Raw genomic sequence first — 13138 nt, forward strand, 5'->3', positions numbered from 1 at the left:
ACTTAACGAATAAATACAATATCCTGACGTTAGAGCGTCAGTACTAAAATTTTTGAACGGCGTTGATAGTTGTACAAACTCTGTTTAGTTATCGGTAACGATTCCACACCGACTTCATAAAAACCTTGTTCTCTAAACCAATGCAAACTGTGCGTTGTCAAAACAAAGAGGCGATCTAAACGCATCGATTTTGCCTGTTGCTTCATGTGATTGAGTAACAATAAACCGCGGTTGCCGTCCCGATACTCCTGGTGAATAGCGACACACGCCATTTCTGCCATGCCCTCTTCTGGGTAAGGGTAAAGTGCGGCGCAACCAATCAATAAGCCATCTTTATCAATAATCGTGAATTTGTGGATCTCTTGCTCTAACTGCTCACGTGAACGCCGTACTAATATTCCTTGTTCTTCTAACGGGCGGATTAAATCGAAAATTCCGCCGATATCATCGATCTGTGCCTGACGGACTTGTTCGGCACTTGCCATGACAATCTGAGTACCGATCCCGTCAAAAGAGAACAACTCTTGGATCAAAGCACCATCTTGTTTGTAACTGACTAAGTGGCTACGTGGCACACCTGCACGGCACGCTGAAACGGCGGCACGCAGAAAGCGTGAGGTACCTGAGCTATTATCCTGAACTTGGTCGGTATCTGCTTCAATACGCTGCATTATCCTTTCAACATCAGATGGGAACAGTTCAGCAATCGCGTTGCCTTGCTCATCGATAATGCCTTGCTCTGAGCAAAAACCGATCAGCTTATCTGCTTTTAGGCGTATTGCGACTTGTGTGGCTACTTCTTCAGAGAGCAAATTAAAACATTCGCCAGTGACGGAACTCGCAATAGGCCCCAGTAGCACGATCGAACCTTGGTCAAGCATACGGTTGATGCCTTCAATATCAATACGGCGAATGCGGCCACTGTGGCAATAATCGACACCATCATCTATACCTAATGGTTGAGAGATAACAAAATTGCCACTAACGATATTAAGCTGAGTACCAGCCATTGGCGTGTTATTTAAGCTCATTGAAAGGCGTGCTGTGATAGCGAGTTGGAGCTGCCCCGCGGCTTGCATGACTAAGCTGAGCGCTTCCTCATCAGTGACTCGAATGCCTTTGTGATAAGGAGTGGAGCAATGATGTGTCGCCAGAATCTGGTTGATTTGTGGGCGAGCACCGTGCACCAAAACAATTTTGACACCAAGGCTATGCAGCAGTGCGAGATCGCTGATGATATTAGCGAAATTTTTATCGGCAATCGCTTCACCGCCGAGCATGATCACCATGGTTTTACCACGGTGAGCGTTAACATAGGGAGCAGATTGTCTAAATCCTTTAACGAGAGCTGTACTGCGAATTTTCACTCTGAGAGTACCTTGGTGTTTAAATATGTTCAAATAATGACTTTTTATTCACGTATCGGCAAGTGGTTTTTTGAGTTTGGTGCAATTATTCAATCGCCGATTTTATCTCTGATTTAGGACACGTTAGACTGCTTGCCAATAAAGGCGAAATATGGCCAAAACCAACGAGTTGAGTCGCATGAAAATGACAAAAAACGTAGGCCTTACGGCTACGCCTCAGTTCACAAACTTGCGAAGACGTAAGTACATTGAACGAGGCTTGATGCTGGTTGTGATGATTGGCTTGCTTTCCGTAGCGTCGCTATACGGTGATCTCTTTACTCGGTTGGAAAACTATTTTTCGCCAAAGGATGAGGTGTATGGGGTTTGGGTTGAGCAGTATGTTGCCCCTTATTCAGCCAAACGAATTGAATTGGGGAAAGCAGGCGTGATCAGTAGTGGCCGAGTACTCACCACTTCATTTGAGTTTGATGGTCATTTTTTAGAATACCAGATTGGTGATACGAGCTATCGTTACAAAATGCGTGATGATAACAATACCGAAATGACACAAATGTCGTCGTCGCACTACAATCCAACCTTCCGATTGTCAGGGAAATACCAAAAAAACCTCCGTTAACAATTCGCTGATTGCGGTTTAGGCGCGAGTTTGTCATGCTTTTAGCAACTCAAATAACGGATAACTTCTGTGATTAAGCAAATTTTTCCTCTTGCGGCAGTACTGCTGCTGTTTGGTTGTGCGCAACCAACCGACCGTGCTCAGCAATATTTGGATGGTGATTTCTCTAAAGCGCTCAACAAAGTAGACACGGTGCAGTCCAATACGCCACGTGACTTTACGCAATTTTCCAAACAGAGCGAACAAGTGGTGACTCGCTCGGCGTCGATGGCAGCGATTTATCAACCTTTGTATCAACAGATCAGTGAATGGATTTTGCAAAGTGGTGATCCACAAGATTTGGCGAATTTTGGAATACAAGCGGCGCAGCTTGGTGGTGGCGATAAAAAAGGTAATGTGCTTTTCACTGGCTATTTTTCTCCGGTAATGGAGCTTCGCCATCAACCGGATGAAATATTCAAATATCCCGTATTTGGTTTGCCTGAATGTTCGGCAGATTGCCCAACGCGTGCGCAAATTTATGATGGTGCGTTAGCTGAAAAAGGGCTTGAGTTAGGTTATGCGGCGAACCTGATTGACCCTTTCATTATGGAGGTGCAAGGCAGTGGTTTTGTGCATTTTGAAGATGACGATACGCTTGAGTACTTCGCTTACGCGGGTAAGAATAACAAAGCCTACATCAGTATTGGCAAAGTCTTGATTGAACGAGGTGAAGTGACACGAGAGAAAATGTCACTCAAAGCGATCAAGGAATGGGTGCTAGCCAATGATGAACCGACGGTGAGAGAGCTGCTAGAGCAAAATCCTTCCTATGTCTTTTTTGCGCCCAAAGCGGCAGCCCCTGTCACTGGCTCTGCCGGTATTCCACTACTGCCGATGGCATCGGTGGCCGGAGATCGTTCCATCTTTCCAATGGGCACACCTATTTTAGCAGAAGTGCCGCTGCTCAATGCAGATGGTACATGGAGTGGCGCTCATCAGTTGAGAATGTTGATTGTGCTAGATACGGGCGGCGCGGTAAAAGATAACCACCTCGATCTGTACCATGGCATGGGCGAGCGCGCCGGAACGGAAGCTGGGCATTACAAACATTTTGGTCGCGTTTGGAAACTGGGGTTAGAAAACTCAGCCACACAAGCGCCTTGGGCATTGCCGCCTGAAAAGCTACAATAGTGACACAGGTTTCGACCTAGACTTTTAAATAAAGAGTGCGTATAAATCGCACTCTTTATTTTTCTATCGCTTTCAATCGGACTTTTAATTATGCGTGAACTCGATACCCCCGCTTCAGATAGCTACAACCAACGCTTCGGAGGCACTCGTCGCCTTTATGGAAATCGTGAGGTTGAAATACTGCGTGCTGCGCATGTGTGTGTGATTGGTATCGGTGGCGTTGGCTCGTGGGCAGTCGAAGCATTGGCGCGCACCGGCATTGGCGAGTTAACGCTGATTGATATGGACGATGTGTGCGTCACCAACATCAACCGTCAAATCCATGCGATGAGCGGTACGGTTGGGCAAAGTAAGATTGAAGTGATGGCCGAGCGGGTCAAGCTCATCAACCCTGAGTGTGTGGTGCACTTAATTGATGACTTTATCACGCCAGATAACCAGCACCACTATTTGAGTCAAACGTTCGATTACGTGCTTGATGCGATAGACAGTTTGAAAGCGAAAGCTTCACTACTGGCTTATTGCCGTAGCAATAAAATTAAAGTGATTACCGTCGGTGGTGCGGGTGGTCAAGTTGACCCAACTCAAATCAAGGTCGCGGATTTAACCAAAACGATTCAAGACCCATTGGCAAAAAAACTCAAAGATACGCTTCGTCATCGCCATAATTTCCCTGTAAACCCTGCGCGTAAGTTTGGTATTGATTGCGTGTTCTCGACAGAGCAGCTCAAATATCCGCAAGCCGATGGCAGTGTGTGCGCGGTGAAATCAACCGCAGAAGGGCCAAAGCGGATGGATTGCGCCAGCGGATTTGGCGCTGCGACGGTTGTTACCGCAACCTTTGGTTTTGTTGCCGTAGCACGCATTGTTGAAAAGTTAATTCAGAAACATAAGGTGTAACGTTAATGACTCCTTTTCCTGCCTCCCCCTTTGGTCGTGAGATTAGCGCTGATGAGATTGTGGCAACCATGCAAAATTTTACTGGCTGGGAAGATCGCTATCGACAAGTGATCCAGTGGGGGAAGTTATTGCCCGCGATGCCTGATGCTTTGAAATCGCAGCAAGTCAGTGTTGCAGGCTGCGAGAGTCAAGTATGGTTAGTGGGGCAGGAGCACCAAGGAATATGGTCTTTCTGTGCCGATTCGGATGCGCGGATTGTGCGTGGTTTAATTGCTTTAGTCCTTGCTGCGTATAACGGCAAGACCTACGCACAAATTCAAGCGTTTGATGTGGATGCTTATTTTGAAAAAATAGGCTTGATTGCCCATTTAAGTCCTTCACGTGGTAATGGCCTTAAAGCCATTGTCGATAAGATAAAAAATATCGATCCAAGCTGAGCATCTCCCCCTTTTGATGAAAGGGGGAATTATTACAGCATATCAACCGTTTTAGTGATGGCGGCGATCAACTGTTCAACCTCTTGTTCGGTATTGTAAATACCAAACGAGATTCTCACGGTGCCAGTTAATCCGAGCGCATCCATTAATGGGTGAGCGCAGTGATGGCCAGAGCGAACCGCGATGCCTTGCTGATCGAGTAAGGTGGCTATGTCTTGATGATGAACGCCATCCATCACAAAACTGAGAATACTGGCATTCGGTTGATAGCCGATCACGCGAATATCATCGAGCTGTTGCAGAGCTTGATAAGTGCGTGCTTGCAATCTATGCAGGTGAGTTTCTACGGCCGCCCGATTGCAGTTTTGTAACCATTCGATTGCTTTGGCAAGGGCTATCGCCCCTGCGACATTCGGTGTGCCTGCTTCAAATTTCCCCGGCAGTTCGGCAAATGTTGTGCCTTCAAACGAGACTTTTTCTACCATCTTGCCGCCGCCATGCCATGGAGGCATTGTTTCAAGCAGCGCTAATTTTCCGTACAGAACGCCAATGCCAGCGGGAGCGTAAAGCTTGTGCCCAGAAAAGAGATAAAAGTCGGCGTCGAGTTCGCGCACGTTGACAGTTTCATGCACAATTCCTTGCGCGCCATCAATCACGACCACCGCGCCGACTTGGTGCGCTAGTTTAATCACAGTTTCAATCGGTTGGCGCGTACCCGTTACGTTGGTGGTATGGGCTAGGGCGACAATTTTGGTTTTACTCGATAATCGTGTTTGAAAAGCCTCAAGATCAAAGTGGCACTCTGGCGTGATGGGGACTTTGACGACGCTTGCTCCGGTTTGAGCCGCGACGATTTGCCAAGGCACTATATTGGCGTGGTGTTCCATTTCACTGACCAGAATCTCATCACCGGCTTGCAATGTATTACGTGCGTAAGTCTGCGCGATCAGGTTGATCGCTTCGGTCGCTCCGCGAGTCCAAATAATCTCTTTGCGAGATGATGCGCCAATAAATTGAGCCATAGCGTCACGCGCCGCTTCAAAATCGCTGGTCGCTTTGGCCGTTAAGCGATGGCTACCACGATGTACATTGGCATTTTGCGTACTGTAGTAATGGCTAATGGCATCTATCACCACTTGCGGCTTTTGCGTGGTAGCGGCGCTGTCTAGATAAATCAGAGTCTCGCCATCCACGGCTTGATTGAGCGCGGGGAATTGGTCGCGAATGGTCTGCACGTCAAACATTATTGCTCACCTAACTTGTGATAATTCAATGCTGCCTGTGTCACCATTGGCTGTGCAACTGACCATGCGTGTGCTTTACCTGAGAGTGATATGATGATCTCCATCGCGAACTCAAGTGCTGTTCCCGGCCCTTGGCTGGTGATTAATTGATGGTTTGTATCGATGGTTACGCGTTGATCTCGCCATAAATCAGTGGGGATATGATCGCGAAAAGCCGGGTGCCCTGTCATGATCGCTTGCGGGAAAAACTGATGATGTTGCAAAACTAAGGCTGGCGTGGCACAAATAGCCGCCAACCATCGACCATGGTTATGCTGTTGCTTGAGCATTTCGATTAGCACTGGATTGTCACGAAAGATCTCAGCGCCTCCAACGCCACCGGGCAGCGCAATCACGTCAAACTCTTCATCGATCACATCCAGCAGTTTACAGTCTGCGGTTAATGTCACTCCGCGTGAGGCTTTCATCATCAATTGCCCGTCGAGATTAGCGCTGGCAACCACGACTTGATAGCCAGCTCTGACCATCATATCAATCACGGTGATCGCTTCCATCTCTTCGCAGCCTGTTGCTATCGGGACTAAAATTCGTTTACTCATTGGCTTTTCCAGCTGTGTTCTATCTGTTGAATAGCGTGATATAACTTACTATTTTCTGGTGTTGCGAGCTGATGTTGCTCTGCTTTCTTCAGTAAATAGCCCGTAATAAAGTCTATCTCAGTCTTGCGTTGATAAAAAATATCTTGATGCATTGATGAATAATTCTCGGCTGTGGCTTGAATCACCTGCTTAACCTTAGCAAGCAGTGATGATTGAGTGATCGCAAAGCCTTCTGCGCTCATGACATCGGCGACTTCTGCAACAATATTTGCCAACGGCCGTTGGAAGCGTTCATCGGCTAACTCACCATTGCGACATTGCTCTAATGCGGTGAGCGGGTTAATCGCGCAGTTAATTGCAAGCTTATGCCACAGTGCTTCTTCAATCGTGTTATTCCACATTACGTCTGGCAATGTATGCTGTAGTACATCCACTAGAAACTGACACTGCTTGCCTTGGGCGTTGTAAGCCCCTAATTGAGTTACGCCTTTGCCAGTATGCAATACTTGATTCATTGACGGCTTGAGTGCACCGTGCGTGGTGGTTGAAAGCACAATAGGAAAGTCATTCAGTTGATCCTGCATCGAATCAAGCGCGCCCATGCCGTTGTGCATAAATAGCAAAATGGTGTCACGATTGAGTGTCTTCAGCAGTGGAGTGAGCGCCTGCTCAACTTGCCAAGCCTTAACGGTAATCAGTAAGAGATCGGCATGGCAGAGCGCGCTGTGATCATTGCAGGGCAGGGTAATAGACGCCTGTTTATCTAAAGCAATGGAAAGTGAAGATTGAGCTTGTCTGCCCCATAATGAAACGCGGTGTCCAGCAGCATGCAGCTTTGTCGCCCAAAGCAACCCAACTGCGCCTGGCCCAAGCACGACGATATTCATAAAACCTCTCCATTGTTGACTTTGCGCCAAGGATAATGAGGTAGAAATGGAAAGCAATAAAAATGGCGCTCGAGAGCGCCATTTAGCCAAAACTTAGGTTCGATTAGAACTTGTAAGTCACAGCTAGGTAGTGACCAAAGCCAGTTGACTTGAAGGCATCAGTATCTTTGATACCGTAGATATCTTTGTAACCTTTTAGACCGTAACCCACAGCAAAGCGGTCTGAGTGCCAGTAGATACCGTTAAACATAGCACCGCCATCGCTAGATGTTGCGTATCCTTTACCTGTTTCCATACCAAATTGGTAATCGATGTAACCTTGGTAAGAGATAAATGAGCCGTTTTCAAAGAAGTAGAAAGGCTTGAACCAGTTGGTTGAGATTTGGAAACCATTCCAATCTTTCTTATTTGAATCGTAAGTACCGTACAGGTTTAAACCTACTTTACCGAGCCAAGGCACATTCACATCAGAGCCAAGGCCCACTTTTTGAGTGTTAACGCCAGAGTTACCACCCCATTCCATTAGCGTAGAGACATACAACTCTTGCACTGGCCCGAAAGACAAATCTTTACCTGTAAGTGCATCTAGTGACATACGAGGTGCAAATTTCATAAAGATTTTTTCTTTACCTTCTTTGTCACTGCTTGGGTTGCTTAGCAGGTTAAAGATATCAACGTAACCGTACAGATCAAAAATCCCTGAGCGGCCGCCAAATTCCATCTCTAAGTAATCATGTGATGACTCACCTGGTAATTCATCGATTGCAGCCATTAGGTTAAATTGCATCCATTTGTAATCGTTTTTATGGATGTCGCCATCTGAATAGTCAGCGGCCATAACTGGAGCAGAAGTTGCAGCCATTAGGCCTAGAGCTAGAAGTGATTTACGCATAAGGGGGGACTCTCTATGTTTTGTCATAATTCAGCACACGTATATTTCTGATGTGCGTTCAATTGGCCCGAATAATAACGATAAAAATCTCAATTAAAAGTGATTGCGAATGCAAAAGTGAACAAATTTGGTGACTTAAGTCACGATAATGAATATTTGCGCGGAACTAAATTAATATTTCGTTCGTTTGCATCTTTAATGTGATTTTAATCACTTAAACGTTTGCTTTGGTATTGTTTTATGCAAATCGATAAACCAACATTTTTAGTTAGTGATCGTTTTGTAATCTTCAACGTATTTATTGACGGGCATGATGAAGAGTGATGAATGATGAAGAAATTGATGCTGTTTCCTTTAGCTTCAATCGTTTTACCAGAAGGGAAAATGAAGCTACGGATCTTTGAATCAAGGTATAAGAGGATGGTCACTCAATCCAGCCAGTCTGACTCTACATTTGGGATTTGTTTGATTGATAACAAAAAAGGCAATAAAGCAAATCAGTTATCTAAATTTGGGATGTTGGTTAAGATTGTTGATTTTGAAGCGCTCGACAATGGGATGTTAGGATTAACCGTGATGGGAATGGAGCGCTTTAAAATAGAGTCAGTAGTGAGCGAATTTGATGGCCTGCGAGTTGCTCAGGTCACGTCATTGCCCAGTTGGCCAGTAAGAGATTTAGAACCTCACGAATGGTATTTAAGCCACCAGCTACAAGCGGTTTATCAGCAATTCCCTCAGCTTGGCGAGCTCTATTCGCACTGTTTTTTTGATGATGCCAGTTGGGTGGCGCAGCGATGGCTAGAGCTGCTCCCTATCTCGATTCAACAATTTGATGATTTAATGAGGCAGGATGACGCGCACAGTGCGGTTGACTTTTTATTGCAGGTAATCGAAGTCTCACACTAACTTTGAAAGCGTGTAGTAAACTTAAACGAGAAGTCGCTCTGTAGTAGTGGCTCTGCATAAAAAAGAATACGACGAGTGATCGATGTATGCATTACTCACGTATAAAGGTTTATGGCTACTGTATGCCAATAACAACGGTTACTCCTAAAGGAAAAGCGCAGCATGAGCAGTGATTCTCAGCATAGTGTGTCGCTAAGCCCAAGCTACACCAAGCAAGACTGGGCTGAATGCATGGAACGTGTCAAGCAACGTGATAAGCAGGCGTTTGCCTTAGTGTTTCGTTATTTCTCTCCTCGCTTACAACAGTTTGCGTTTAAGCATGTAGGCAGTGAGCAAGTGGCGTTAGAAATGGTGCAAGAAACTATGACCACGGTGTGGCAGAAATCGCATCTATTCGATAACCGAAAAAGTTCGCTTTCGACGTGGGTTTACACGATTGCACGCAATTTGTGTTTTGATCTCCTGCGTAAGCAGCGCGGACGAGAGTTACATGTTTATGCCGATGATATTTGGCCAACTGACTACTGCCCACCTGATTTGGTTGAACATTATTGTCCTGAACATGACATGTTAAAAGAGCAAATATTAAAGTTTGTGGCGTTGTTGCCTGAAGCTCAGCAAGCCATCGTGAAGGCGGTGTATCTTGAAGAACTGCCCCAGCAGCAGGTTGCGGAGATGTTCAATATTCCTCTCGGTACTGTCAAATCGCGTTTACGACTAGCCGTTGAAAAACTTAGACATTCTATTCAAGCGGAGCAATTATGAGCCACCATCCAAGCAACGAAGTACTGCAGCAGTATGCCAATGGTTCAATTGATGCGGCGCATGGCATTATGATTGCCACTCACCTTGAACTTTGTACTCAGTGTCGTCAACAGGTTCAATACTTAGAAACTCGGGCCGCCGAAGCATTGCTGAGCCAATCGTTGCCGCAACAAAGAATAGCCGTTTCTAATGATGATCATTTAAACCAGATGTTTGAAACGATCACGGCGCTGGATACTCTACACCCATCGACCTTGCGTAAGCCTGAGCCGATAGAAATTAAAGTCAATGATCGCGTTGTGATGCTGCCTAGTACACTGAGCCAACTGATTCGTTTTAAAGGCGAGTGGCGCAGCTATGGTGGTAAAGTTTTTAGTGCCCATCTAGATATTGCTGAAGACTCTCGCATGAACCTGATGTACATCAATCACAACGTGCAGATCCCTCAGCATACACACAAAGGGGTTGAGTCGACCTTGGTGCTCCATGGTGGCTTCAGTGATGAAGATGGGCATTATAAAGTGGGTGATTTCATTCAAAGAGATGCGAGTATTAAACACAGCCCATTTACCAAAGTGGATGAAGATTGTTTATGCTTAACGGTGCTAACTGAGCCGATGCTGTTTACGCAAGGTGTTGCGAGAGTTTTTAACTTATTTGGTAAAGGTCTCTATCCGTAGTCCATAGCAGGCACATCAAATTAAAAAAGGTCGTATTGTACGACCTTTTTTTCATCTAACGCTTATCAATGCCTTGCTTGGCAATATCATCGATGTCTCTCTGCCGAGCTTTTTGCAGTAAATCAGCAAAATAATGGCGCAGTGAGTAGAGCATGATAAGGCTTGGTACTACCATCAGTGCGGTAATAATAAAGAATAGTGACCAATTATTGAGATAGTCGACCAACTCCCCGCTAAAGGAAGCCAGCGTGGTGCGGCCAAAGTTTCCTAGAGAGGCCAATAGCGCATATTGCGTTGCTGAAAATGCCTGCCCTGTTAACACAGTAAGAAACGAAACAAAGGCCACGGTGGAAAACGCAGTGGTAAAGTTATCGACAATTATGGTCGCCAAAAACAGATGCTCATTAGGGCCAACTTGAGCGATCCACGAAAACATCAAATTACTGGCAGACATCGCGATGCCACCAATCATCAAGCCGCGAACAATACCAAATCGCACGTTAAACATACTGCCAATCAAAGTGAAGAATAGGGTTGCTCCCCAACCAATTAACTTCGAGTAGTGGCCAATTTGTTCGTTGCTAAAGCCAATTTCTTTGTAAAATGGAATCGACATTCGGCCAAGAAAAGCTTCGCCAATCTTGAATAAAAAGACAAACAACAGCAGGGTTAGTGCTACTTGCGTGCCATTGCGTTTGAAGAAATCGAGAAATGGTTCGATTACGGTAACGGTGAACCACGCGACGACTTTCGAACCAACTACTTGATTGTGTCGCAGCTCCGCTTGATGCTGTAGTGCTTCGCGATGTGTTTTTGGTTCTCCCACCAAGAGCGTGAAAAGCATTAACAGCCCGACACAGAGTGCCATGCCATAATAAACGGCATTCCAACCGATACTATCGGCGTTTACAAAAGCGAGATAGCCCGGCAGAGAATATCCAGTCCACCACCCCATGATGGCCATGGCGGAGGCTTGTGGCAGCTTATTGGCTTGTGATTTGGGGAAAGTATCGATACGAAAAGCATCAATCGCGATATCTTGAGTGGCAGAAGCGATCGCAATGCCCAAGGCAAGCATTGAGGTAAACATCAAATTTTGGGCTGGATTGACACCCGCAATCAGCAACGTACAGATCAAAATGATCGATTGGCACAAAAATACCCAACTGCGGCGTTGACCTAATAATGGCGTCAGAATGGGTAATTTGACGCGATCCACCAATGGGGCCCATAGAAAATTAATCGCGTAAACTGCGAAGACACTGCCAAAATAACCAATAGCAGCGGTGGTTAAGCCTGCATCTTTTAGCCATCCTGACATATTTGAACCAATCAAAACCCACGGGAAACCGCTCGAACACCCCATCATAAATACCCACAATAGGCGTTTATCAAGATAGCTACGGATAGTTTCCATCCAAGTGAGAGAGGAGGAGGTTGATGGCATACAGCGAATCCTTGTCAGTAAAGCAGCTTAGGTCGAAAGGCGACCCAATAAAATCAAACGCCGATAAATCGGCGTTGGTATGGTTATTGTTCTAGTGTGACATTCGTAATAACGATTGGTTCGATGGGGACGTCTTGCATTCGCCCTTTCGTGCTGGTCGGCTGTTGAGCCATTTTTTGCACAACATCAAACCCTTGCGTGACTTTACCAAAGACTGCATAACCCGGTGGGCGAGCGTTGTAGTTGAGAAAATCATTATCGACCAAGTTAATAAAGAATTGGCGAGTAGCTGAGTTAGGATCATTGGTACGGGCCATTGCGATCGTCGCGGTGTCATTAGTCAACCCATTGCTCGCTTCATTTTTGATGGGAGCGTAAGTGGTGAGTTGTTTTAAATCCGCATCAAATCCGCCGCCTTGTGCCATAAAGCCTGGGATAACGCGGTGGAACTGGCTGCCAACATAACTGCCATCTTCAACATATTTTACGAAGTTTGCGACAGTCGTTGGCGCTTTCTCTGTATTAAGTTCAACAGTAAATGACCCTAAGTTCGTCTCAATTAGGACGTTGGGCGCCGAAAACGCAGTGCAACTGACGAGCGCTAATGTCGTAACGAAAGAACGTAACATTAAAAGCGCTCCTGTAAATAACCATTAAGTTCGCTGTCATTGGCAATTTCTTTAAGTACCAAGTTCATGACATCGTTGAGTACCATCTCAATCTCATCATTTGAAGCGCTGAGTGTACCGGAGCGTTTTGCCGTTCCGTTGAACGTTTTTACCAATTTGCCTTTTGGTGTTTCAGCTGTGATTTCAAGTGTGACACTGCCATCCATTTCATTCGACATGACGCTGTGTTTTACCGTCACTAGTGCTTCTGCAATTTCAACGGTGACATTGTTTTCGCTGTTCACTGTTAAGCGATAGCCTTGAGAGCTAAATTGTTCTGCCAACGCATTCTCAACCGCAATGCGAACATTTTGTTTGGCATGAATTGGCTCAATATTAGAGCGGCCACTATCCACTAAAGCCACATATTGCGCCGATCGAACATCTTTGCTGACCAGAGTAAAGGCTTTATTGTTGACGACCGTATTTTGGCTGGTCGTTGCAGTAGGCATAAAGTTGATTTGCTGTTGCTGAGGTGCGGCACAAGCGGTGAGTAATGCGATTGAGGCTGCGAGAACCAGTTTTTTCATGGTCATTTCCTTTCTTATCCTTGC

Annotated in this window: 15 protein-coding genes; 7 read left to right on the top strand and 8 right to left on the bottom strand. The window is 45.8% G+C overall.

Features of this window, described 5'->3' with window-relative positions; translation table 11 throughout:
* Positions 1–29: 29 nt before the first annotated feature.
* Entirely contained in the window at positions 30–1367 is a 1338-nt protein-coding gene (gene argA, locus NB504_RS12985) for an amino-acid N-acetyltransferase (protein ID WP_026027647.1), read from the bottom strand.
* Between the two features lie 151 nt (positions 1368–1518).
* Here argA and NB504_RS12990 point away from each other — a divergent pair, with 151 nt between their 5' ends.
* The 4 genes from NB504_RS12990 (at position 1519) to csdE (ending at position 4496) form a co-directional block, all read left to right on the top strand.
* Positions 1519–1986: a DUF2850 domain-containing protein gene (locus NB504_RS12990; RefSeq protein ID WP_013856155.1), complete on the top strand. Its 468-nt coding sequence runs from the start codon at positions 1519–1521 to the stop codon at positions 1984–1986.
* Between the two features lie 69 nt (positions 1987–2055).
* On the top strand, positions 2056–3159 hold the full coding sequence (gene mltA / locus NB504_RS12995; protein WP_013856156.1) for a murein transglycosylase A: 1104 nt from the start codon (positions 2056–2058) through the stop codon (positions 3157–3159).
* 90 nt (positions 3160–3249) lie between these two features.
* A complete protein-coding gene (tcdA, locus tag NB504_RS13000; protein ID WP_013856157.1) occupies positions 3250–4059 on the top strand; it encodes a tRNA cyclic N6-threonylcarbamoyladenosine(37) synthase TcdA in 810 nt (269 codons plus the stop codon).
* Between the two features lie 5 nt (positions 4060–4064).
* Positions 4065–4496 (top strand): cysteine desulfurase sulfur acceptor subunit CsdE, encoded by a 432-nt coding sequence (csdE, locus tag NB504_RS13005; protein ID WP_258429037.1) that lies wholly within the window; start codon positions 4065–4067, stop codon positions 4494–4496.
* Between the two features lie 32 nt (positions 4497–4528).
* Here the strand turns inward: csdE and csdA are convergent, their stop codons facing one another.
* From csdA to NB504_RS13025, 4 genes are all read right to left on the bottom strand, one after another.
* Positions 4529–5740 carry a cysteine desulfurase CsdA gene (gene csdA / locus NB504_RS13010; protein WP_258429038.1) on the bottom strand — a complete coding sequence of 404 codons (1212 nt, stop codon included), beginning with the start codon at positions 5738–5740 and terminating at the stop codon, positions 4529–4531.
* Positions 5740–6339, bottom strand: coding sequence for a DJ-1 family glyoxalase III (locus tag NB504_RS13015; protein ID WP_258429039.1), 600 nt, complete (start codon positions 6337–6339; stop codon positions 5740–5742). Before NB504_RS13015 ends, csdA begins: the two co-directional genes overlap by 1 nt.
* Positions 6336–7226, bottom strand: a complete 891-nt coding sequence (panE, locus tag NB504_RS13020) for a 2-dehydropantoate 2-reductase (protein ID WP_258429040.1) — start codon at positions 7224–7226, stop codon at positions 6336–6338. Before panE ends, NB504_RS13015 begins: the two co-directional genes overlap by 4 nt.
* 103 nt (positions 7227–7329) lie before the next feature.
* The gene (locus NB504_RS13025; protein ID WP_064625829.1) at positions 7330–8118 is read right to left on the bottom strand and encodes an outer membrane protein OmpK; all 789 of its coding nucleotides are present in this window, start codon (positions 8116–8118) and stop codon (positions 7330–7332) included.
* Between the two features lie 330 nt (positions 8119–8448).
* Between NB504_RS13025 and NB504_RS13030 the strand changes: the two genes are divergently transcribed.
* The 3 genes from NB504_RS13030 to NB504_RS13040 all read left to right on the top strand — a co-directional run bounded on the left by NB504_RS13030 (position 8449) and on the right by NB504_RS13040 (position 10469).
* A complete protein-coding gene (locus NB504_RS13030) occupies positions 8449–9024 on the top strand; it encodes an LON peptidase substrate-binding domain-containing protein (protein WP_026029151.1) in 576 nt (191 codons plus the stop codon).
* A 162-nt stretch (positions 9025–9186) separates the two neighbouring features.
* Complete coding sequence (locus NB504_RS13035; RefSeq protein ID WP_013856164.1) at positions 9187–9789, top strand: RNA polymerase sigma factor; 603 nt, start codon at positions 9187–9189, stop codon at positions 9787–9789.
* Complete coding sequence (locus NB504_RS13040) at positions 9786–10469, top strand: ChrR family anti-sigma-E factor (protein WP_019282325.1); 684 nt, start codon at positions 9786–9788, stop codon at positions 10467–10469. The genes NB504_RS13035 and NB504_RS13040 overlap by 4 nt, the downstream gene beginning before the upstream one ends.
* A 55-nt stretch (positions 10470–10524) precedes the next feature.
* On the opposite strand, the gene NB504_RS13045 is transcribed toward NB504_RS13040, so the two are convergent.
* The 3 genes from NB504_RS13045 to NB504_RS13055 form a co-directional block, all read right to left on the bottom strand.
* Positions 10525–11916: an AmpG family muropeptide MFS transporter gene (locus tag NB504_RS13045; protein ID WP_029388243.1), complete on the bottom strand. Its 1392-nt coding sequence runs from the start codon at positions 11914–11916 to the stop codon at positions 10525–10527.
* Positions 11917–11999: 83 nt separating this feature from the next.
* On the bottom strand, positions 12000–12545 hold the full coding sequence (locus tag NB504_RS13050; protein ID WP_258429041.1) for a peptidylprolyl isomerase: 546 nt from the start codon (positions 12543–12545) through the stop codon (positions 12000–12002).
* Positions 12545–13114, bottom strand: a complete 570-nt coding sequence (locus NB504_RS13055; protein ID WP_081245035.1) for a YajG family lipoprotein — start codon at positions 13112–13114, stop codon at positions 12545–12547. Before NB504_RS13055 ends, NB504_RS13050 begins: the two co-directional genes overlap by 1 nt.
* Positions 13115–13138: the final 24 nt, after the last annotated feature.

The sequence above is a fragment of the Vibrio sp. RM-69-4 genome, from assembly GCF_024743775.1.
Lineage (GTDB): Bacteria > Pseudomonadota > Gammaproteobacteria > Enterobacterales > Vibrionaceae > Vibrio > Vibrio anguillarum.

Bases quoted from the DNA above. Each gene is read 5' to 3' on its own strand.
- NB504_RS12990 (WP_013856155.1), top strand. From the start codon at position 1,519: ATGGCCAAAACCAACGAGTTGAGTCGCATGAAAATGACAAAAAACGTA.
- tcdA (WP_013856157.1), top strand. From the start codon at position 3,250: ATGCGTGAACTCGATACCCCCGCTTCAGATAGCTACAACCAACGCTTC.
- csdE (WP_258429037.1), top strand. From the start codon at position 4,065: ATGACTCCTTTTCCTGCCTCCCCCTTTGGTCGTGAGATTAGCGCTGAT.
- csdA (WP_258429038.1), bottom strand. From the start codon at position 5,740: ATGTTTGACGTGCAGACCATTCGCGACCAATTCCCCGCGCTCAATCAA.
- NB504_RS13015 (WP_258429039.1), bottom strand. From the start codon at position 6,339: ATGAGTAAACGAATTTTAGTCCCGATAGCAACAGGCTGCGAAGAGATG.
- panE (WP_258429040.1), bottom strand. From the start codon at position 7,226: ATGAATATCGTCGTGCTTGGGCCAGGCGCAGTTGGGTTGCTTTGGGCG.
- NB504_RS13025 (WP_064625829.1), bottom strand. From the start codon at position 8,118: ATGCGTAAATCACTTCTAGCTCTAGGCCTAATGGCTGCAACTTCTGCT.
- NB504_RS13030 (WP_026029151.1), top strand. From the start codon at position 8,449: ATGAAGAAATTGATGCTGTTTCCTTTAGCTTCAATCGTTTTACCAGAA.
- NB504_RS13035 (WP_013856164.1), top strand. From the start codon at position 9,187: ATGAGCAGTGATTCTCAGCATAGTGTGTCGCTAAGCCCAAGCTACACC.
- NB504_RS13040 (WP_019282325.1), top strand. From the start codon at position 9,786: ATGAGCCACCATCCAAGCAACGAAGTACTGCAGCAGTATGCCAATGGT.
- NB504_RS13045 (WP_029388243.1), bottom strand. From the start codon at position 11,916: ATGCCATCAACCTCCTCCTCTCTCACTTGGATGGAAACTATCCGTAGC.
- NB504_RS13050 (WP_258429041.1), bottom strand. From the start codon at position 12,545: ATGTTACGTTCTTTCGTTACGACATTAGCGCTCGTCAGTTGCACTGCG.
- NB504_RS13055 (WP_081245035.1), bottom strand. From the start codon at position 13,114: ATGAAAAAACTGGTTCTCGCAGCCTCAATCGCATTACTCACCGCTTGT.